This window comes from Staphylococcus caprae, from assembly GCF_002902725.1.
In the GTDB taxonomy this organism is placed as follows: Bacteria; Bacillota; Bacilli; order Staphylococcales; family Staphylococcaceae; genus Staphylococcus; species Staphylococcus caprae.
Window position 1 is genome coordinate 1 of record NZ_PPRT01000031.1, and the last position, 21,127, is coordinate 21,127.

At 34.9% G+C, this 21,127-nt stretch carries 19 protein-coding genes and 1 pseudogene; 18 read left to right on the plus strand and 2 right to left on the minus strand.

All coding sequences use genetic code 11. The features are described from left to right. The first annotated feature begins 427 nt into the window (after positions 1–427). The 8 genes and pseudogenes from CD155_RS06510 (at position 428) to CD155_RS06545 (ending at position 7,554) form a co-directional block, all read left to right on the plus strand. The gene (locus CD155_RS06510) at positions 428–1,120 is read left to right on the plus strand and encodes a class I SAM-dependent methyltransferase (protein WP_103212845.1); all 693 of its coding nucleotides are present in this window, start codon (positions 428–430) and stop codon (positions 1,118–1,120) included. Continuing rightward, positions 1,117–2,670, plus strand: coding sequence for an ABC transporter substrate-binding protein (locus CD155_RS06515; protein WP_103212846.1), 1,554 nt, complete (start codon positions 1,117–1,119; stop codon positions 2,668–2,670). Before CD155_RS06510 ends, CD155_RS06515 begins: the two co-directional genes overlap by 4 nt. Before the next feature lie 2 nt (positions 2,671–2,672). Beyond that, positions 2,673–3,623 carry an ABC transporter permease gene (locus tag CD155_RS06520; protein WP_103212907.1) on the plus strand — a complete coding sequence of 317 codons (951 nt, stop codon included), beginning with the start codon at positions 2,673–2,675 and terminating at the stop codon, positions 3,621–3,623. 52 nt (positions 3,624–3,675) lie between these two features. Beyond that, a pseudogene (locus CD155_RS06525) lies at positions 3,676–4,380 on the plus strand (ABC transporter permease). Next, on the plus strand, positions 4,347–5,114 hold the full coding sequence (locus tag CD155_RS06530) for an ATP-binding cassette domain-containing protein (RefSeq protein ID WP_103212908.1): 768 nt from the start codon (positions 4,347–4,349) through the stop codon (positions 5,112–5,114). The pseudogene CD155_RS06525 and the gene CD155_RS06530 overlap by 34 nt, the downstream one beginning before the upstream one ends. Continuing rightward, entirely contained in the window at positions 5,107–5,736 is a 630-nt protein-coding gene (locus CD155_RS06535; RefSeq protein ID WP_103212847.1) for an ABC transporter ATP-binding protein, read from the plus strand. Before CD155_RS06530 ends, CD155_RS06535 begins: the two co-directional genes overlap by 8 nt. A 208-nt stretch (positions 5,737–5,944) precedes the next feature. Continuing rightward, the gene (locus CD155_RS06540; RefSeq protein WP_103212848.1) at positions 5,945–6,637 is read left to right on the plus strand and encodes an ABC transporter permease; all 693 of its coding nucleotides are present in this window, start codon (positions 5,945–5,947) and stop codon (positions 6,635–6,637) included. Beyond that, positions 6,637–7,554 carry an ABC transporter ATP-binding protein gene (locus CD155_RS06545; protein ID WP_103212849.1) on the plus strand — a complete coding sequence of 306 codons (918 nt, stop codon included), beginning with the start codon at positions 6,637–6,639 and terminating at the stop codon, positions 7,552–7,554. The genes CD155_RS06540 and CD155_RS06545 overlap by 1 nt, the downstream gene beginning before the upstream one ends. A gap of 609 nt (positions 7,555–8,163) precedes the next feature. Here the strand turns inward: CD155_RS06545 and CD155_RS06555 are convergent. Next, the gene (locus tag CD155_RS06555) at positions 8,164–8,730 is read right to left on the minus strand and encodes a DUF5067 domain-containing protein (RefSeq protein ID WP_044466453.1); all 567 of its coding nucleotides are present in this window, start codon (positions 8,728–8,730) and stop codon (positions 8,164–8,166) included. A 549-nt stretch (positions 8,731–9,279) separates the two neighbouring features. On the opposite strand from CD155_RS06555, the gene cntK reads away from it, so the two are divergent. From cntK to CD155_RS12790, 10 genes are all read left to right on the plus strand, one after another. Then, positions 9,280–10,122, plus strand: a complete 843-nt coding sequence (cntK, locus tag CD155_RS06560) for a histidine racemase CntK (RefSeq protein WP_103212850.1) — start codon at positions 9,280–9,282, stop codon at positions 10,120–10,122. Continuing rightward, on the plus strand, positions 10,119–10,934 hold the full coding sequence (gene cntL, locus CD155_RS06565; protein WP_103212851.1) for a staphylopine biosynthesis enzyme CntL: 816 nt from the start codon (positions 10,119–10,121) through the stop codon (positions 10,932–10,934). The genes cntK and cntL overlap by 4 nt, the downstream gene beginning before the upstream one ends. Then, on the plus strand, positions 10,927–12,222 hold the full coding sequence (gene cntM, locus CD155_RS06570) for a staphylopine biosynthesis dehydrogenase (protein ID WP_103212852.1): 1,296 nt from the start codon (positions 10,927–10,929) through the stop codon (positions 12,220–12,222). The genes cntL and cntM overlap by 8 nt, the downstream gene beginning before the upstream one ends. A gap of 85 nt (positions 12,223–12,307) precedes the next feature. After that, positions 12,308–13,906 (plus strand): staphylopine-dependent metal ABC transporter substrate-binding lipoprotein, encoded by a 1,599-nt coding sequence (gene cntA / locus CD155_RS06575; RefSeq protein WP_103212853.1) that lies wholly within the window; start codon positions 12,308–12,310, stop codon positions 13,904–13,906. Between the two features lie 12 nt (positions 13,907–13,918). Beyond that, positions 13,919–14,854, plus strand: a complete 936-nt coding sequence (opp1B, locus tag CD155_RS06580) for a nickel/cobalt ABC transporter permease (RefSeq protein WP_103212854.1) — start codon at positions 13,919–13,921, stop codon at positions 14,852–14,854. Further along, positions 14,851–15,720, plus strand: a complete 870-nt coding sequence (cntC, locus tag CD155_RS06585) for a staphylopine uptake ABC transporter permease subunit CntC (RefSeq protein ID WP_103212855.1) — start codon at positions 14,851–14,853, stop codon at positions 15,718–15,720. The genes opp1B and cntC overlap by 4 nt, the downstream gene beginning before the upstream one ends. Next, positions 15,717–16,532: a staphylopine uptake ABC transporter ATP-binding protein CntD gene (cntD, locus tag CD155_RS06590; RefSeq protein WP_103212856.1), complete on the plus strand. Its 816-nt coding sequence runs from the start codon at positions 15,717–15,719 to the stop codon at positions 16,530–16,532. The genes cntC and cntD overlap by 4 nt, the downstream gene beginning before the upstream one ends. Then, positions 16,525–17,289, plus strand: coding sequence for an ABC transporter ATP-binding protein (locus CD155_RS06595; protein WP_103212857.1), 765 nt, complete (start codon positions 16,525–16,527; stop codon positions 17,287–17,289). Before cntD ends, CD155_RS06595 begins: the two co-directional genes overlap by 8 nt. Next, positions 17,286–18,464 carry a staphylopine family metallophore export MFS transporter CntE gene (gene cntE / locus CD155_RS06600; RefSeq protein WP_103212858.1) on the plus strand — a complete coding sequence of 393 codons (1,179 nt, stop codon included), beginning with the start codon at positions 17,286–17,288 and terminating at the stop codon, positions 18,462–18,464. The genes CD155_RS06595 and cntE overlap by 4 nt, the downstream gene beginning before the upstream one ends. Positions 18,465–18,826: 362 nt before the next feature. Next, on the plus strand, positions 18,827–19,669 hold the full coding sequence (locus CD155_RS12790) for a YSIRK-type signal peptide-containing protein (protein WP_115177444.1): 843 nt from the start codon (positions 18,827–18,829) through the stop codon (positions 19,667–19,669). A 164-nt stretch (positions 19,670–19,833) separates the two neighbouring features. Here the strand turns inward: CD155_RS12790 and CD155_RS06615 are convergent, their stop codons facing one another. Beyond that, positions 19,834–20,871 carry a PTS sugar transporter subunit IIC gene (locus tag CD155_RS06615; protein WP_070833042.1) on the minus strand — a complete coding sequence of 346 codons (1,038 nt, stop codon included), beginning with the start codon at positions 20,869–20,871 and terminating at the stop codon, positions 19,834–19,836. Positions 20,872–21,127: the final 256 nt, after the last annotated feature.

A 21,127-nucleotide genomic window follows, 5' to 3' on the forward strand; every position in this document is an offset into this window, starting at 1 on the left:
AGATGTGTATAAGAGACAGCCCTAAACGTCCCCTTTATTAAATAAGACTTTAACTTTATTAGTGAAGGAATAGATAATTACAATTACATATTACACTTTATTTTATATAAAATAAAGACTATTTAGTAAATTAATTTAAAAGTTATAAATTTTAACGATTAAGTCTAAAATCATAACCCTATTGTTCAAATATTATAGATTGTTATACGCCACAAAGATTAATCGTACCTAAGTTTTATATAGTAAATAGAACAGTGACACGATTCGATAAAAATCAGTGACTAACACAATTCTTCAGTTAAAAATCTCCGTAATTTAGCATGAAATGTAAAATCTGTTTCCTCAAATTCTTATAGTGTAATCTTGAATACTGTAGTATGATGTTAAAACGTAATAATTACGATTTATAAACATTAAGGAGATTGAAATGACTAAAAGTTATGAAGTTTGGTGGCAAAAAGGGCAAGAAACTGATGACGATATGGCTCGTGACCACCAAGAAGCATGGGAAAGAACGATACAAATGTTAGATATAACTGATATTAAGAATAAAACGATTTTAGATTTTGGGTGTAATCAAGGAGGATTTTTGCGGAAATTATATGATGCAACACCATTTAAAGAGGGCGTTGGTATCGATTTAGCACGTCTTTCACTTGAAAAGGCTGAAGCGTATAAAGGCAACAGACCACTTACATATTTTTTAACTGATCGGCCACAAGAAACTGGTAAAACCTATGATACTGCCATCAGTACGTCCGTACTTTATTTAATAGAGGATGTGCCTCAACATGCTAGAGATTTAAAAGCAGTACTGAAACCCAATGGGGTATATTATGCAACGTTTGCAGATTTAAAGAACAATCCAAGTCGCCAATATATGGATGACACGATTAATCAATATGGTGCCACGCCTTCTCAAAATCATTCGCTCAAGTACATTGTTGATAGTTTTATTGAAGCGGGATTTGAAGTTGCTGTAATGAAAGAAACCGTACCTGATGTGATTGATTTAACGCATTACAACGACTTTTTCTTAACACCTAATGATTATTTACGCACGCTTTATGAGGAATCATTTTTAATCAAAGCAACTTTGAAAGAAGGCATTAATGAATGAAAAAGAGACTATTAATGACATTAACTGCAAGTGCAACGTTGTTATTAGCAGGTTGTGGGCATTCATCAAAAGATGGGAAACAAGTGACGGTCTCATTACCTACAGAAGCAAAGGCAGATCAATTAGACGCACAAGGTTATGATGCTGCCATGCCAGTGTATAGTGCAGTCTACGAACCATTAGTCAAATATGATAAGCATAAAGGAGTTAAAGCGGGATTAGCCGAGAAGTGGTCTGTTGATCAATCCGGTAAAGTGTATGAATTTCATTTGAAGAAAAATATTAAATTCTCTGACGGCTCGCCACTCAATGCTAAAGCAGTGAAATTCTCAATTGATCGCGCAAAGGCGATGAACAAGAATACGACTGTTGAAACCTTACAAAAATTGGACAAAGTAGTAGTAAAAAATGACCACGTTGTTCAAATCAAATTAAAATCTCCATCTAATCAAGTTCTCAATGAATTAACACAAGTGCGACCTTTACGTATTATGAGTCCACATTCTGTTGAAGGTAATAAAGTCACTGGCAAATTTAAAAAAGCGATAGGCACAGGAGCGTTTGTCGTCGATCATAGTGGCAAGGAAAAAACGACATTAAACCCTAATCAACATTTTGAGCATAATCATCCTGTCCATTATAAATTAGCATTTCAAACTATTGAAGACGGGGACTCAAGGAATTCAGCGATTCAAAGTGGCTCAGTTGACATATCCGGCGGTGCATTAGGTATGCTGTCAGAACAACAGGTTCAACAAGATAAGAAGAATAAGAATTTAAAAGTAGAAGAGGCCTCAAGTACTGTGAGTCATTTCATGGCTTCCAATCCTAATAACCCGGTATTAAAGAAACGTGCGATTCGTGAAGCAATCAGTAAAAGTATTGACACTAAGCAGTTGTCTGATAAGCAAATGAAAGGCATTTTCCAGAATAGCGTGCAATACGTGAATAAAGATAATCAAGAAGACCACGTATACAATGTACAAGAAGCTAAGAAGTTACTTCAGAGTAAAGGTTATAAGAAGAATAAAGATGGTTATTTTGAGAAGGATGGAAAAACACTCAAGTTGAACTTAGCTATTCAAACAGCAGAATTTCCAAATTGGAAAGACCAAGCAGAGAAAGTACAGCGTGACTTGAAACAAGCTGGAATTCAATTGAATATTAAAACGTTAGATGCTCAAACCTATTACGATACATTATGGACTAAGAAATATTATGACCTTATCTTTTATAGAACATACTCAGATGCTTTAATGCCATATAATTTCATGAATTCAGTCTTTAAGAATGCGGGCGGGAAACCAGGTGTTCTGGCTAATGACTCAACGTTAACGAAACAACTAGATAATTTTCCAACTCAAACATCTAAAGCTGCGCAACAACGTGCCTTTAATGATATATTCAAACACTTTAATCAACAATATTATGGTGTACCCATTGCCTATCCAAACGAGACATTTGTGGTGAGTGATAAAGTGAAATCATTTAAATTTTCAGGTCTAACAGACGCACCTATAGACTATAAGACGTTGAAAGTTAATGAATAATGATGCTTAAACGCACATTTAGATTACTACTTTATTTGGTAGTAAGTTCTTTCATTATCTTTGTCTTAGTTGAAAAGACCTCTGGCAATCCAGCAATTCTCTATTTACAACGACATGGTTACACATCTATTACTGATGAAAATATTGAATTAGCTCAACATCATCTTGGACTCGGTCATCATATGTTGTTGAGATACCTCGATTGGCTGGGCCATGCACTCACCGGTAATTTAGGCTACAGTTTTAGTACACATGAACCAGTGACTTCTATGATATTGGAGTCTTTAGCACCAACGCTAACGTTAATTATGGTTTCTGCAAGTATTCTTCTGCCATTTGGATTTTTGATTGGATATTACATTGGTATACATCCACTTAGTCGGTTGTCACGTGTAGTACGAGGCTTTGTTCAGGTGATGACATCCATGCCTGAATATTGGATTGCGATACTTTTAATTTATTATTTAGGTGTTCAATGGCACTTTGTACCTTTTGTAGGAAGTGATTCATGGCGACATTTTCTACTTCCAATTATTACGATTGTCATGATAGACGGGTGTCACATTCTTCTAATGACATCACATCTTATCGAAGAAACGTTGGATAAGGATGCATATCAACTTGCACTATTAAGAAGATTTAAGTTAAAAGCACGTATGTTCATTCAAATTAAAGACATATTTGCACCATTGATGACCATTTCAATTAATAGTGTTATACATTTATTTGGTAAAGCAGTGATTTTAGAAGTCATTTTCAGTATGTCTGGAATAGGTAAATTATTAATAACTGCGATAAACCAGCGTGATTATCCAGTCATTCAAGGCATAGTTGTTATCGTCATCGTTACCATAATGATGACGAATTATATCGGGGACCTAATTATTTTGCACAATGAACCCAGAATTCAAAAACGGCAAAATGACCATAGAAAGATAGGAAGAGGCGCGTAGTATGACACAGCACTTAAAACGATATTTAGCAATGACTTTAATAGGATGTGTCATGGTAAGTTTATGTATAATTGTGAATACAGCAGGGACAGATAGCACTCATGCATTACAAGCGCCTAATCTTAAACACGTATTAGGTACAGATCAACTTGGGAGAGACTTTCTTACAAGATTGCTTATTGGTAGTGGTGTGACGCTAGGTTTAACAGCTATCGTTATGGTTCTAAGTATTTTAATTGGTTTAACATTAGGCCTTGTAGCTGGTATTGAAAGGAAATGGATAGATAAAGGATGTATGTTTATTGCTGATATGTTACTAGCCATTCCTTCTTTCATCATCGCCTTAGTTATACTCAGTTTAATGAGTAATTCAATGATGGGACTGATCTTTGCGCTGACCTTAGGCTGGGTCGGCCGATATTTACGTTATTTTAGAAATTTAACTCGTGATATTCAGAAAAGACCGTTTATTACTTATGCAGTATTAAGTGGAAATTCCATATTTAAAACAACGATGACACATATAATTCCGCACTTAGTCAGTAACATATTGGCTTTAGTCACTGCCGATTTTGGAAAAATTATGTTAAGTATTTCAGGACTTGCCTTTTTAGGTCTCGGCATTCAACCACCTACACCTGAATTAGGTACAATTTAGTTTGATGGCAAAAGCTATTTCAATGGTGCCCCGTGGCTCTTTTTTTTAGGAGGTTATGCCTTATTATTCCAAATCATCAACAAAAGGATAATGAAATGAACCATATATTAAAAGTTGAAGAATTAAATATTTATCATCGCGAACAACCTTTGATTAAATCAGTAGCTTTAGATGTAGGCCGTGGTGATTTTCACTGTATTATTGGAGAAAGTGGGAGCGGTAAATCTTTATTAACACGTACAATTCTTGGTATGGAAAAGGTGTCTTTAACATACGAAGGACATGTCGAAATTAATTTAGATAAAGCAGATGCCATGTTTCAAGATGTACATAGTAATTTGTTTCAAAACATGACATTGGAGAAGCATTTTCAATATTTATATGAAGCAACACAATCTAATTTATCACAACAACAACGCAACGCTGAAGTCGTACAGATGCTACAAATGCTTGGGTTAGACAATGGTGAGGAATTACTGAACTATTATCCATTTGAATTGAGTGGGGGTATGGCGCAAAGAGTTGCCTTCATCATGTCATTAATAAGACAACCCGAGTGCTTAGTATTGGACGAACCAACGAGTGCATTAGATAAGGAGAACAGCGATAAATTTATGCGTTATTTAATTGATGCTGTTAATCGCTACAATATGACCATCATTTTTGTGACACATGATTTAAACTTAGTTCGCACGTATGCCACGCACATCAGTATGATGCAACACGGTGAAATCATTGAATCTGGAAAAGCTACCACAATTTTAGAAAATCCGAAGCATGATTATACTAAAAAATTAATTTCTATTGCGCAACGGAGACGAAATGATGCTTAAAGTTAACCAATTATCCAAATATATTAATCATAAAGTAATTTTAGAATGTATTTCTTTTAATATGACAGGGCAGTATTTATTAATTTGTGGAAAAAGCGGAAGCGGTAAATCTACATTGGCAAAAATAATTGCTGGGTTAGACTCAGATTATTCTGGATACATGTCTTTTAATGGAACAGCTAAAGAGGATTTTACAGATAAAGCATGGATGAAAGACATACAGTATGTCCCTCAATATCAACGTGATACGTTAAATGGGCGAAAGACTGTAGAATACACATTAAAAGAGCCATTAATCAATTACAAATTTGATAAAGCAAGTTATCAAGATCGAATTGCTACAGTGATTGAAAAGTGCATGTTACCTAAAGAGATTTTAAAGCAACGTATTGAAACATTAAGTGGGGGACAATTTCAAAGAGTTTGGATAGCTAAAGCACTTATCGTTGAACCTCAAGTATTGATTCTAGATGAAGCAACAACTAATTTAGATGTGATAAGTGAAGAGACGATATTAGACATGTTAAAGTCACTCAACAATACAAAGTTAATCATCATCTCACATGATTCCTATGTGTTAAATACCTTTAAAGGCGACATGTTAGAACTAGATAAAACATGATTCATGAGTATTCAAATAGGTTGGATGTAGATGAGTGTGCTGGCTGTGAGAGGTAAACAAAATTTGAGAACAGGAAGATGAAATCCTTCATTAAGAATAGGATATCTGTCCTGTTCTTTTTTTGAAATTTTAATCAATAATGATAATATATAAATACAATTGAAAAGTAATTATTTTTTAAAAACTTTTAGTTTTTGGAGGAAAATGTATGCTTTCTATAGCAAGAAAAGAGTTTGTTGCTCTATTTAAAAGTATAAAGTCTATCTTAATCATTTTGATTATGATTGCTATCAGTTTAGGCATAGCAAAACTATTAAGCCTATTTGGAAGTCAAATTAATAGTGTGACAGGATTAGAGAAAACACCATTTCAATTAGCATTATTGCTAACTGTGTTGCTCACAAGTCCTTTATTTGTTTTTACACTTTCTCATAACATTATAAATGAGGAAGTCAAAAGTAGAACGATCCGATTTATCGCTACTAAAACAAATAGAAGTCATATCTTATTAGGTAAGTTTATTGGCGCTTTACTATTCTGGTTAACTTGTCTATTTATTACAACGCTCTTATTAATTTTTTACTCTCATGAATTTTATTTATTAGAGTTATTACAATGTCTCGTGTTTGTGAGTTATTTCTTAGCGTTGGCGACATTGTTGTCAGTTCTCATTGATAATACGATATTAACTAACTTTTTAGGTATAGCACTTTCGTTGATCATGACTATATTAGGTTTATGGAGTATGAATTCTGATAAAATTTGGTTGAAATTATTCAGCTATATCACGCCTTACTTTTATTACCTTAAAGATAACCCTGCGATGCCTTTTATTGTAGTTATCTTTCCAGTAGTCTTTCTGATAATAAGTGTATATGTATTTAGAAAGAGGGATTTATAATGAATGCAATTCAAACCGATAATTTAACAAAAATTTATGAAGATAGAGAAGTTGTGAATCATATCAATTTAAATGTTAGAGAAGGAACGATATTTGGGTTTTTAGGTCATAATGGCGCCGGTAAATCAACTTTTATAAATATGTTAACAGGATTATGTCAGCCCTCTGACGGCACATTCACTTTAAATATTGATAATAATTGCGAGATTGGCGTTTTACCAGACTATTCTTCTTTTTACAATCATATGACTGGAAAAGAACATATAAAATACTTTTGTAATATATTAAAGTATGATGTTTCTCAAAGCGAAATAGAAGACCTTTTCAAATCAATTGGGTTAGAAAATGGTTTGAATTTAAAAGTTAAAAAGTACTCTTTTGGGATGAAAAAGAAATTAGGGATTATACAAGCTGTAGTTAATAAACCTAAAATACTTTTCCTAGATGAGCCTACATCAGGCGTCGATGCGAATTCAATTTTATCAATACATCAATTGATTAAGAATATTGCTCAGTCTGGGACAACTATTTTCTTAACTTCACATAATTTAGATGAAATTCAAAAGTTATGTGATGAAATGGCTATTATGAGCCAAGGTAATATTGAAGTACAGGGGAATTTAGCACAACTAAGAGAAACTTATGAAGAGAGTCTGTCTTTAAAAATTGAGCATATGGCGTTAAATGAAGATCAAATGCAATTATTAAAAGAAAGATTGAATCATTTAAATCATGAGATTAAAGATATAGACATCAATAGCGGTTTTACCAACCTTAAAATTAAAGAGAAAAACACGATCCCATCAATAGTGAAATTGTATGTTGCTTTGGATATAAATATCTTCAAAGTTGATTTAGAAGAATTGTCATTAGAAGATATATTCTTAAGAAGTAGCAAGCATGAAAAGAAAGATTAAAACTAATCGAAGTAGATATTATTAATAGAGGCAGATTTGGGAGAGCATTAAAAAGGTTGAAGTAAGCCTTCGGTTTGTCTGAAGTAACTATTCGAGCAGTCTAAAGGCTTATAGATTTAAAAGAAAAGCATTATTCTTAAAATATAAACGAAGTATTGAATATAGAATAAGCAGTAAGAAGATTCTAACTGAAATCCTCTTACTGCTATTATTTTTGGTAAATGATGTCCCAAATAGTCTTGGACTAAGAACAATGTCTTATTTTATAGGTAATGATTTTTTCGTTTGCCTAATCTATAAAATCCATAAGCGATAACCATCGCTATTGTGAATAAATCGAAAGAATGAACAAGTGCACTTTTAAAAGTCATTTGTAGCCAAAAATACCGAATAATAAACAGTATTATAGATTGAACTATAGGAGCTATTACCACAATTGAAAATGACTTATTAAATATAATACTATACATGATTAAAAAAACCGTTAATAGAGTAATAACCAACAACAAAATATTAGGTAACAATAAAATAGCCTCCGTTTAACTTATATTCTAATCTAGGATATTATTATATTTTTTAAACGGTATATCTTTTTGTCACTATAGTGGATTATTTAAGTTTAATTTCTTTTTCACCTAATTTTTTATGAAGTCCGTCTGGATCTTTAACTTCAAGTGTGACTGGTGTTTTAGTATCTTTTAATTTATACATTTTAACGCCTTTTACTGTACCACCTTTGTTAATTTCATTATCTTGATTTTCTCTATATTTTTCATATAATTCACTGTCGTAAGCGTCGCCTGAATATAAATGTCTTTTAACATTTTTAGAATCTTGATACCCTTCGAAGCTTTCTAAAAATGCTCCGTTTGCTGTAATATCTTTTTTACCAGTTTTGTTTTTCACTTCATATACTACAGCTAAGTTTGGCTTTTCATCGTCTGAATATTTTGATGCTTTAAGAATTTTTGCATCTTTTAATTCAATATCATAGTTTTTAGTAGTTAATTTATCATTTTTGAATTTTGAGTCAGTTTTTTCTGAGTCATCACTTTTATCAACAGAAACACTATCGGAAGATTTATTGCTTGAATCACTTTCAGATGAATCTTTGTGACCTCCACAAGCCCCTAGAATAAGTGTTGACGCAAATAAGAGTCCTAATAATTTCTTCATAATCAATATCCTCCTGTATGTATTTAATGGAATGAGTATGTAAAATAAAAATATCCAACTATTAATTTTAAAAATATATTAAAACAATGAATATTTTCGTTAATAAGTATATCATTTGTGTTGCATAATAGTAATGCTTTTATTTAAATTTAAAATGGTTAATGTCATGGTAAAACTAATGAATTTAAAATTCGAAAAAAACACAAATAAGTAGATTCAACTATAATTATTAATTTGTAAAATTAAGTTATAACATTTAGTATGTCTGCATTTATATAGTATTAAAATACGCCAACCACTCTCATTTTTCTTCTAGTATAAATCTTCTCATAACTCCTCGAGTCTCATTCAATCCGCATGCCTCTCTTCACTAATTGAAATTTATTATCAATTATATTGACAATATGGTCCTACTCGTATACTATAATCTTCAAATCGTAACAATTACGATTTATTTTGTACAACTATTTTAAAGTTGCTGATAGTTACAGATGCAACTATTTGTGACAGTAGCTTTAAAAGAGAATCCACAACACAAAGGAGTGTCATATGCATCGTCAGGTGATTGAATTTTCAAAGTATAATCCGTCGGGGAATATGACTATTCTTGTTCACTCTAAACATCATCCAAATGAATACGCAACAATTGCTAATCAATTAATGGCAACGACACATGTTTGCTGTGAACAAGTTGGTTTTATAGAATCTACGAATCACAATAATTGGGAAACATATCATTTAGTGATGAGTGGGAATGAATTTTGCGGGAATGCTACGATGTCATACATTCATTATTTGCAAGAGCATCAACTGTTACAACATTCGCAATGTCAGTTGAAAGTATCAGGATATTCTCAGCTCGTACCTTGTAAGGTTCATAACCATCGATGTTACGAAGTGGGAATGCCTCAAGTACAACAAATCACACCAAGACAATTAGTCATTGCAGGACAACTATATCACGTACTTGAACTAACTTATGAATCTTACATACATTTTGTCGTTCCAACGCGAGATATTTCGGTGTCTTTTAAACAACAAGTAGAACAATTTGTGAGGACACAACGATGGAACGTTAATTATAAAACCATTGGTGTCATGTTATTTGACATGGAACAGCAGTTTTTACAACCACTCATTTATATACCTGAGGTGCAAAGTTTAATTTGGGAAAATAGCTGTGGCTCAGGGGCGGCTTCGATTGGTGTGTTTCAACAGTATCGGACAAATCAAGCGAGCAATGATTTCAAGGTGAATCAACCGGGTGGAAGCATTCTAGTTTCATCAACCTTTAATGAACAAATGTGTTATTTAACATCTATTAAAGGTCAAGTTTCAACTGTCGCAACAGGACAAGCATATATAGAACAGGAGACAAAGACATACTTATGAACTTAAAGCATGATATACAGCATCGATTACAAACATACTTAAGCCAATTTGAAACATTATATAAACAAGTGCGAAAAGATGAGCAATACATTGATGAGCTAGAAACATTGGTTGATCGATATAGTCAATTGATATTAAGCCCGATTGCGCAACATCAATTCGATACATGGAACGATAAGGAAGCGAAAGAAAGGTTAACGCAACAACTTCAAGATATTACTGCACAGTGCGTCAAACAAGTAGAAGTGATACGTGCTAAGCGATTGTTAGACGGAAGGGCGTCTACCTCTGGTTATTTCGATAATATTGAGCATTGTATTAACGAGGAATTTGGTCAATGTCGTATTAAGAAAGAAGATAAATTATTGCTTATAGGTTCAGGCGCTTATCCAATGACGCTCACCCAAGTAGCTAAAGAAACGGGAGCGGCTGTGATTGGCATCGATATCGATCCTCAAGCTTTAGATTTAGGACAACGTATCGTGAAGGTACTTGCGCCAAATGAAGATATTCAAATCACGCATCAAACGGTCGATCAATTGGAAGACACACGTGATATTACGCACATTATTTTCAGCTCAACCATTCCGATTAAATATGACATCTTAGACCAATTATATGAATTGACGAATGACAATGTTGTAGTCGCCATGCGTTATGGCGATGGAATGAAATCATTATTTAATTATCCATCTCAGAAAACGGATGACAAACATTGGTATTGTGTCTCTCAACAAACAAGACCTGATCAAATATTTGATATTGCCCTCTATCGCAAAGCGTCTGTTAAAGAGGGGGCTGCAAATGTCTAATACATTAATTGTAGGGAGTGGCCCTGTAGCCATTCAACTTGCACAAATATGCCATCAAGTGACGGATGGCAACATTGATATTGTGAGTCGCGCAAAGACGTCTATTAAGTCGAAACGTGTGTATGATGCGTATCAAAGTGAAGGATATTTCCAAGTTTCCACTCAGAATGACGCGCACCATCAACTTTCAGGGCAATTCAAAGTTCATCAATTTTTTAAAGATATTAAAGATGTGGATCAAGAATACGATACGTTGATCATGGCGTGTACTGCAGATGCGTATCGTCCAATACTTGAACAACTTGCAACATCTACATTACAACGGGTGAAACACATCATCTTAGTCTCTCCAACTTTGGGATCGCACATGTTGATTGAACAAATCATGTTAGAAGTGAACCCAGACGTAGAGGTGATTTCATTTTCAACATATTTAGGAGATACACGAATTATAGATGCGGAACAAACGCATAAGGTGCTTACGACAGGAGTCAAATCCAAATTGTATGTAGGTTCTAACCACGCACACTCTAATTTGATTGAGCGCATTAAAACGTGCTTTGAACAATTAAAAATTCAACTCACAGTAATGGACACACCATTACAAGCTGAGATACATAATAGCTCACTCTATGTGCACCCCGCACTGTTTATGAATGACTTTTCATTACATGCAATATTTGAAGGCATCTCAGTACCTGTATATGTTTATAAACTATTTCCTGAAGGACCAATTACGATGACATTAATCCGTGAAATGCGTCAAATGTGGCAGGAAATGATGACCATTTTAGACAAATTAAGTGTGCCGTCAGTCAATCTTTTGAAATTTATGGTAAAGGAAAATTATCCAGTGCGATCGGAAACAATGAGTGAATGGGAGATTGACCATTTTGAACAGTTACCCTCTATACATCAAGAATATCTATTATACGTTCGCTATACCGCCATTTTAATTGATCCATTTTCGCAACCTGATGAAAAGGGGAACTATTTTGATTTTTCAACGGTTCCATATAAACAAATTGAGGTTGATGAACGAGATACGATGCATATTCCAAGAATGCCAAGTGAAGACAGCTACCGAACATCAATCATTCAGGCAATCGGAAGGTCGCTTGGTGTTCAAACACCAATGATTGATCAATTCTTAGCTCGATATCGTGCATATTGCCAAAGTTATCAAACACAACATCCACATCAACGTGTATCGACACAATTTGATCCACATGCGTATGACAAAGATATTGCCTTAGTGAATCAATTTTTAAAAGAAAAGCATTCTTAAATATAAAGTCATACGCCTTATTGATACTACAAAGACACACGATACGTCATACGTAAACATCTTCAACATAGAAAGAGGAAATGATATGAACAAAATAACAAGAATGAGTACAGTTTTACTGATATCAGGGTTAATATTAACAGGTTGTGGTGGCAATAAAGAACTAGAAGAAAAGAAAGAACATAAGACGTTGTCATATACCACAGTGAAAGATATTAGCGATATGAATCCACATGTCTATGGTGGTTCAATGTCAGCAGAGAGTATGATTTATGAACCACTCGTAAGAAATACAAAGGAAGGTATCAAACCACTACTAGCTAAGAAATGGGATATTTCAGATGATGGACCAACGTATACATTCCATTTAAGAAATGATGTGACGTTTCATGATGGTACAAAATTTGATGCCGAAGCAGTAAAGAAAAATATAGATGCTGTTCAACAAAATAAGAAGTTACATTCATGGCTGAAGATATCAACGCTCATCGACAACGTTAAAGTGAAAGACAAATATACGGTGCAACTTCATTTGAAGGAAGCGTATCAACCAGCATTAGCAGAACTTGCGATGCCTCGTCCATATGTCTTTGTATCTCCAAAAGATTTTAAACATGGAACAACGAAAGACGGTGTGAAATCATTCGATGGTACAGGACCATTTAAAATGGGACAGCACAAAAAGGATGAGTACGCAGAATTTAATAAAAACAAAGAATATTGGGGCGAAAAATCTAAATTAAATAAAGTCGAAGCAAAAGTTAAGCCTGCCGGGGAGACTGCCTTCTTATCAATGAAGAAAGGTGAAACGAACTTTACGTTCACTGATGATAGAGGAACAGACAGTTTAGACAAAGACGGCTTAAATCAATTGAAAGAAACAGGACAATACCAAGTTAAACGAAGTCAGCCGATGAACACGAAAATGATTGTGGCCAATTCAGGTAAAAAAGACAGTGCTGTAAGTGATAAAACAGTACGCCAAGCATTAGGCCATATGGTAAATCGAAATAAAATTTCTAAAGACATCTTGGACGGTCAGGAAAAGCCAGCAACGCAATTATTCGCGAAAAATGTGACAGACATTAACTTCAATATGCCAACACGCGAATATGATACGAAAAAAGCCGAGAAGTTACTGAATGAAGCGGGTTGGAAGTTGTCTAAAGATAACAATATACGACAAAAAGAAGGCAAAGCGCTCACGCTCTCAATGTATTACGATAAAGGTTCTTCTGAGCAAAAAGAGCAGGCAGAATTTTTACAAGCTGAATTTAAAAAGTTAGGCATCAAGTTAAACATTAATGGAGAAACATCAGATAAAGTCGCAGAAAGACGAACATCAGGAGATTACGATTTAATGTTCAATCAAACGTGGGGATTACTCTATGATCCACAAAGTACACTTGCAGCATTTAAAACTAAAACAGGTTATGAAAGTGCGACATCAGGCATTAAGAATAAAGCAGATTTATATAAAGATATCGATGAAGCTTTCAAAATACAAAATCCTAAAGAACGTTCTAAAGCGTACCAAAAAATCTTAAAACGTATCGATAATGAGGGCGTCTTTATTCCTGTTTCTTATGGCAGAATGACGGTGGTTGCGCCAAAAGATTTAGATCATGTGTCATTTACTCAGTCGCAATACGAACTCCCATTTAATGAGATGCAGTATAAATAAGGGAACATCTAGATGGCCAAGTTAATACTCAAACGTCTTGTTCTCATGTTCCCGTTATTGATTGTAGTGAGTTTTATGACATTTATGATGACGTATCTAACTAAAGGAGATCCAGCTGTCACGATTTTACATGCACAAGGAACGCCTAACATTACGCCACAGTTAATTGCTGAAACTAATGAAAAGTATGGCTTAAACGCACCGATATTCATTCAATATAAAAATTGGCTTATTCAAGCGATACAATTTAAATTTGGTACGAGCTATATTACAGGAGATCCAGTATCAGAACGTATAGGACCTGCCTTTTTCAATACTTTAAAACTTACACTGATTTCAAGTATTTCAGTTATTATTACATCTATTATATTAGGAGTTATCAGTGCTTTAACAAGAGGAAAGTTGACTGATCGTGTGATACGTTCAGTTGCGTTCTTCTTAACTGCACTACCTTCTTATTGGATAGCATCGATGCTCATTATCTATATATCAGTAAAGCTAAATCTCTTACCCACGTCTGGTTTAACAGGCCCTGAAAGCTATATCTTACCTGTCTTTGTAGTTACGATTACGTATGCAGGCATTTATTTCAGAAATGTGAGACGCTCGATGATTGAACAACTGAATGAAGATTATGTGTTGTATTTAAATGCCAGTGGTGTACATACAATAACATTGCTCTTACACGTTTTACGTAATGCACTACAAGTTGCCGTCTCGCTCTTCTGTATGTCAGTACCTATGATTATGGGCGGGCTTGTCGTTATTGAAAATGTCTTCGCATGGCCTGGGTTAGGACAATTAAGTCTCAAAGCTATTGTCGAACATGATTTACCAGTTATTCAGGCCTATGTACTCATTGTCGCTGTATTATTCATTGTGTTTAACACGATAGCAGATATGATTAACGCAATGTTAAATCCTAAATTAAGGGAGGCGACAAGATGATCATTTTAAAGCGTTTAATGCAAGATAGAGGTGCAGTGATTGCGATGAGCATCATTTTACTGTATGTCGTGCTCGGTTTATTCGCGCCTATCGTTACATATTATGAACCTAATCACATTAACACCTCAGATAAATTTGCTGTCATCAGTTGGTCGCATTGGTTAGGCACTGATCACTTAGGACGTGATATGTTAACGCGAATGATTTACGGCATCAGACCGAGTTTATTATATGTGTTTATCGCGTTATTTGTGTCCGTAGTGATTGGCGCAATTCTCGGATTGATAGCTGGATATTTCCGAGGTTATATTGATGCTTTAATGATGCGTTGTTGTGATGTCATGTTGGCATTTCCAAGTTATGTTGTGACATTAGCATTGATTACAGTATTTGGTATGGGCGTAGAGAATATTATTTTGGCATTTATACTCACGCGTTGGGCATGGTTTTGTCGTATTATTCGTACGAGTGTAATGCAATATACTGAAGCGAATCATGTGAAATTTGCTAAAACGATTGGTATGAGCCATTCATCTATTATTCTAAAGCATATCTTGCCTTTAACACTCGCTGATATCGCTATTATTGCGAGTAGTTCAATGTGTTCAATGATATTGCAAATGTCTGGGTTTTCATTTTTAGGGTTAGGCGTAAAAGCCCCGACAGCTGAATGGGGAATGATGTTAAATGAAGCACGCAAAGTGATGTTCACACATCCTGAAATGATGTTAACTACAGCAATAGCCATCGTCATTATTGTTATGGCCTTTAACTTCCTATCGGATGCCTTACAAATTGCGATTGATCCACGAATTACTTCTAAGGAAAAGAGACGTGCCATGAAGAAAGGTGTGATGTCTATATGACATTATTATCTGTCGAGAACTTGCAAATTATGGATGTTTGGACTGATACCACACTTGTAGAAGAAGTGAACTTTAAAGTAGCACGAGGCGAGACGCTCGGGATGATTGGAGAAAGCGGTAGTGGTAAATCTATTACGTGTAAAGCTTTACTAGGTTTAAATCCTGAACGACTTCGTGTGTCAGGGGATATTTATTTTGAAAATGAAAATTTAATGCATTTATCTCAAAAGGACTTACGTAGTCAACGAGGTAAGCATATTGCAATGGTGATGCAACACGGGGCACGCGCATTTGACCCATCGGCAAAAGTAGGTAAGCAAATGATGGAAACAATGCGAGCGCATACGACATTAACGAAGACGGAAGTGAAACAAACGCTTATGGAATATATGACGTATATCAATTTAAAACAACCTGAAATCATCTTGGATGCATATCCTCATATGTTGTCAGGTGGTATGTTGCAACGACTGATGATTGCGTTGGCTTTAGCATTGAAACCGAAGCTTATTATCGCGGATGAACCCACGACAGCATTAGATACGATTACGCAGTACGATGTGCTTGAAGCATTTCAAGATATTAAACGTCACTTTGATTGTGCCATGATTTTTATATCACATGATTTGACTGTAATTAATCAACTTGCAGATCGTGTCATTGTAATGAAAGAAGGTCACCTCGTTGAGAGCGGTTCTACAGAAGACGTCTTGCATCATCCACGCCATGCTTATACGAAATATTTATTATCCACTAAAAAGAAAGTGAGCGATCATTTTCAAAGGGTGATGAGAGGTGAAGTCAATGCTTAAAATCACACATGTTGAGAAGTCATACGGTAAAAAATCATGGTTTCATCCTGCGCCTCACTGCATCGTCAAAGATGTAACATTTGAATGTCCAGTCGGGGAAAGTATCGCTATTATAGGAGAAAGTGGAAGCGGGAAGTCTATCCTCAGTCGAATGATTCTTGGTATTGAAAGGCCTGATAAAGGAAGCGTTACGCTTAATGATCAACCGATGTATCGCGCGAAAGTAAGGCGTCATCAAATCAGTGCAGTCTTTCAAGATTACACGTCATCGCTACATCCATTTCAAACGGTTAGAAATATCATGTTCGAAGTGATGTGTCGATGTGACAAGAAACATCAAGAAGAGATGGAAATCGATGCGATTAAATTATTGGAAGAAGTAGGACTAACGAAAGCGTATTTAGATAAATATCCCAACATGTTATCCGGTGGTGAAGCGCAACGTGTGGCCATTGCTCGTGCTATATGCATGAATCCTCAATATATTTTATTTGATGAGGCGATTAGTTCATTAGATATGTCTATTCAGACGCAAATATTAGACTTGTTAAAGAAATTAAGACAAACGCGACAACTGAGCTATATTTTTATTACACATGACATTCAGGCGGCTACCTATTTGTGTGATCAGTTAATCATTTTTAAAAATGGTCAAATTGAGGAGCACATAGAAACATGCGATTTACATTCAAGTCGTAATCCTTATACAACAGCATTGATTAATAAACAACTAACATTTTTAGGAGTGAGGCAATGAAAGGAGCCATGGCTTGGCCATTTCTAAGATTATACATATTAACCTTAATGTTTTTTAGCGCAAACGCAATTTTAAATGTATTTATTCCTTTAAGAGGGCATAGTTTAGGTGCAACAAACTCTGTTATCGGTATTGTCATGGGTGCCTATATGCTCACAGCGATGGTATTTCGCCCATGGGCAGGTCAAATTATTGCACGTGTGGGCCCAATTAAAGTATTACGTATCATTCTTTTTATCAATGCTTGTGCGTTGATATTGTACGGCTTCACAGGATTAGAAGGTTATTTTGTGGCACGTGTCATGCAAGGTGTGTGTACAGCTTTCTTCTCCATGTCACTTCAACTTGGCATCATTGATGCGTTGCCAGAAGAACATCGTTCAGAAGGGGTATCTTTGTATTCGTTATTTTCTACTATACCTAATTTAATTGGACCACTTGTAGCAGTTGGAATATGGAATTACGGACACATCTCTGTGTTCGCCATGGTCATGATTGGTATTGCTACGATAACGACGTTCTTTGGATATCGTGTGACATTTGCTGAACAAGAACCCGACACTCGTGATAAGATTGAGCCATTACAATTTAACGCTATCACAGTGTTTGCCCAATCTTTTAAAAATAAGGAACTCTTCAATAGCGGATGTATTATGATTATTGTATCTATCGTCTTCGGTGCAGTGAGTACGTTTGTTCCATTATATACAGTGAAGTATGAATTCGCGAATGCAGGTATTTTCTTAACTATTCAAGCGATAGCAGTCGTATTGGCACGTATATATTTACGTAAACATATCCCATCAGACGGATTATGGCATCCATTATATATGGTCAATGTGCTGATGCTACTTACTATAGCTTCGATGCTAGTGGCTATAGGCCCACATCTTCATGTCGTCATCTTTTACGTGAGTGCGATGATGATCGGTATCACGCAAGCATTAGTCTATCCAACATTAACGTCATATTTAAGCTTCGCATTGCCTAAATCGGGTCGGAACATGCTACTAGGATTATTTATCGCTTGTGCAGATTTAGGTGTTTCATTAGGCGGCAGTTTGATGGGGCCGATTTCGGATTTAATCGGCTATAGCTGGATGTATTTAGTATGTGGTTTACTCGTAATATGCGCGATAATGATGAGCTTGATAAAAAAACAAAATGTCAGTTAGATATGGATAAGTTAGAGGAGAAATTTGGTTAAATTAATAAATAATGAAGAGTGAGACGCGAATTGAGTCTCACTTTCCTTTTATATTGAACAAGACAGAAATATAAAATTATTGTAAATTTTTCCTGTTGTAATTTTAAAATTTGTGTAAATTTACGAATAAAGTGTTTACAAAACATAATTCGAACATAAAATAAGAGTAGCACAACAATATTTAAGTGGTTGTAATGTAAAAAATAATTGATTTAGCCAGGCTTAAATATTTATTTACTTTATGATTTATAATCAATGGTTTTTACATAGGGATGTTTGTTAAATTACTACTTTAATATTATTGTGAAAAAATCAAAGGGAGAGTTATTAATGAACAAAAAAACACTTTTTTCAATTAGAAAGCTAAGCGTTGGTATTGCATCAGTAGCAATTGGGGGATTATTATTCGTTTCAACAGGTCATAGTGTACAAGCAGCAGAAGGTGAAACTACGGCTAACCCTACAGAAAATGGAACTACAGTTACGTCAGGAAACGAAAATACAGATTCTACAACTTCTGATGATAATTCAAATAACAGTGGAAACAATGTTGCAGATGATAGTAATACAAATACGAATCCAACAGATGGAGAGAACACAACACCAAACGAAACAGGTGGAGACCAATCAAACGATAATGCAACAGACGGAGAGAACACAACACCAAACGAAACAGGTGGAGACCAATCAAACGATAATGCAACAGACGGAGAGAACACAACACCAAACGAAACAGGTGAAGATTCATCAAACGGTAATGCAACAGACGGAGAGAACACAACATCAGACGAAACAGGTGAAGACCAATCAAATGAAGAAACATCAAACCAAGGTACTGATTCTTCTGTAGAAGGAACTACACATAAAGTAGCACCTGGAGAAACAATTGAGGGAATTGCTAAAGAAAATAATACAACAGTAAATCAAATCGTTAAAGATAATGGTATTACAGATCCTGACTTAGTGGTTGCAGGTACAGATTTAGTAATTAATCAGCCATCTTCAGCTCATGGAGTTAATAACCAAGCTACTAGTGACAACAGTAAAGCTAGTTCAAATGAATTACCTGAAACAGGGAATAGTTCAGGTGTTAATGCAGGCTTAACTGGTGGGCTTGCATTAGTAGCAGGTGCAGCATTAGTTGCTTCTAGAAGAAGAAAAGAACAAGAATAGTATATTCAGATTTCTAAATAACAAGCGCAAATTTGAAATGAGTGTATTTCAAGTTTGCGTTTTTTCGAATAAAAAGAATTTATGAAGTTTGAAGACTATACATAGTAAAAAACATCTACCTTGGTTGCGTTATCATCTGGCAACGGATAGATGTTTCTTCTATATTATGAATGACTTTTACCTTTATTCCATGGCATTGGAATATGCAAGTGTAATAAGTCGAATTTTTTAATTAATGAGCCAATAATAAATGCTAAGATAGTTCCTGTCACTGCAACAGCTGCAATCGTAATAATTGATTTAATAGGACTATTGAAACCGAATAATACAATCGCACCTGCCATTGGTGTGGCCATGCCAGTAACACCAATTTTTAGACCGCTGAACGCGATAATACATGCGTTGACCATACCTATAATCGCATTTGTACCATATAAGACGGGTGCGTATTTCACGATTAAATCGATTTGTGTGAGTGGTTCGATAAATACGGCAAATCGATTTGGTTTTTGACCAATTTTTAAAAGGTTAAATAATGTAAAGTTAACAAATGATGCACCAGTACATACGATTGCACCGATCGCCATAGGTAAGCCAGTAAGTCCTAAGATACTTGCAAGGACCATTGAACTTAATGGTGTCATACTTGTCACTGGAATGATGAGTCCTAGAATAATCGCGAGTGCGTATGGACTGCTATCTCCAACTGAATTAACGGCATTCGCAATTTGATTTAATACTGCTGTGACGCCTGGGTTAATCAATGTTGCTAATCCATAGACAAGCGCTGGTGCGATAAGGATAACGACGATTAAGTCTAAGCCTTCCGGAACTTTCTTTTCAATAAATTTAATCACAAATGCAGTTAGATACGCTGCTATAAATGCAGGTAATAAACTAAAGTCTTTTAATACTAATCCTACAATCACTGCAAAGACTGGCGAAACACCTAAGTTGATGCATGCGAGAATTCCGACCGCAATGCCACCAAGACTCCCTGCAAGGTCACCAATCTCTTGTAGGAATTTAATATGGAAAATGCCACCAATAGCATAACTTAAGAAGGCCTGTGGTAGAAATGTTGCACAAGCTGCCCCTGATAGCGCTTGTAGACCTTCTTTACCATATGGCGCAAATTTTAAGAACAATGTCATAATAACTAGTACTATGACTAATGTCCCAACTCCTAATATGATATTCATCTCTTATAACCCCTTTAGTGTAAATCTATATGTTTCCCAAAACATTTCTCAATTGTAACACAATTAATTGGAGGAAATTTAATTGTGTTTTGAGTGTTAATGCGAATTTAATATTTTTGAAAATTCAAAAGTGCGACAATTCTATAAAAATTAACGATATTAAAGTAAAAAAATGACACACTTTTTTCTGAAAATTTGAATTAATTTGTAGCGAATTTAATGTATAATAGCTAATAACATAGACATAGGAGATACA

Excerpts from the sequence above, each read along its gene's own strand:
- cntA (WP_103212853.1), top strand. The coding sequence starts at position 12,308 with ATGAACAAAATAACAAGAATGAGTACAGTTTTACTGATATCAGGGTTA.
- CD155_RS06595 (WP_103212857.1), top strand. The coding sequence starts at position 16,525 with ATGCTTAAAATCACACATGTTGAGAAGTCATACGGTAAAAAATCATGG.
- CD155_RS06535 (WP_103212847.1), top strand. The coding sequence starts at position 5,107 with ATGCTTAAAGTTAACCAATTATCCAAATATATTAATCATAAAGTAATT.
- CD155_RS06510 (WP_103212845.1), top strand. The coding sequence starts at position 428 with ATGACTAAAAGTTATGAAGTTTGGTGGCAAAAAGGGCAAGAAACTGAT.
- CD155_RS06555 (WP_044466453.1), bottom strand. The coding sequence starts at position 8,730 with ATGAAGAAATTATTAGGACTCTTATTTGCGTCAACACTTATTCTAGGG.
- CD155_RS06515 (WP_103212846.1), top strand. The coding sequence starts at position 1,117 with ATGAAAAAGAGACTATTAATGACATTAACTGCAAGTGCAACGTTGTTA.
- opp1B (WP_103212854.1), top strand. The coding sequence starts at position 13,919 with ATGGCCAAGTTAATACTCAAACGTCTTGTTCTCATGTTCCCGTTATTG.
- cntK (WP_103212850.1), top strand. The coding sequence starts at position 9,280 with ATGCATCGTCAGGTGATTGAATTTTCAAAGTATAATCCGTCGGGGAAT.
- cntE (WP_103212858.1), top strand. The coding sequence starts at position 17,286 with ATGAAAGGAGCCATGGCTTGGCCATTTCTAAGATTATACATATTAACC.
- CD155_RS06545 (WP_103212849.1), top strand. The coding sequence starts at position 6,637 with ATGAATGCAATTCAAACCGATAATTTAACAAAAATTTATGAAGATAGA.
- CD155_RS06520 (WP_103212907.1), top strand. The coding sequence starts at position 2,673 with ATGCTTAAACGCACATTTAGATTACTACTTTATTTGGTAGTAAGTTCT.
- CD155_RS12790 (WP_115177444.1), top strand. The coding sequence starts at position 18,827 with ATGAACAAAAAAACACTTTTTTCAATTAGAAAGCTAAGCGTTGGTATT.
- cntC (WP_103212855.1), top strand. The coding sequence starts at position 14,851 with ATGATCATTTTAAAGCGTTTAATGCAAGATAGAGGTGCAGTGATTGCG.
- CD155_RS06540 (WP_103212848.1), top strand. The coding sequence starts at position 5,945 with ATGCTTTCTATAGCAAGAAAAGAGTTTGTTGCTCTATTTAAAAGTATA.
- CD155_RS06615 (WP_070833042.1), bottom strand. The coding sequence starts at position 20,871 with ATGAATATCATATTAGGAGTTGGGACATTAGTCATAGTACTAGTTATT.
- cntD (WP_103212856.1), top strand. The coding sequence starts at position 15,717 with ATGACATTATTATCTGTCGAGAACTTGCAAATTATGGATGTTTGGACT.
- cntL (WP_103212851.1), top strand. The coding sequence starts at position 10,119 with ATGAACTTAAAGCATGATATACAGCATCGATTACAAACATACTTAAGC.
- cntM (WP_103212852.1), top strand. The coding sequence starts at position 10,927 with ATGTCTAATACATTAATTGTAGGGAGTGGCCCTGTAGCCATTCAACTT.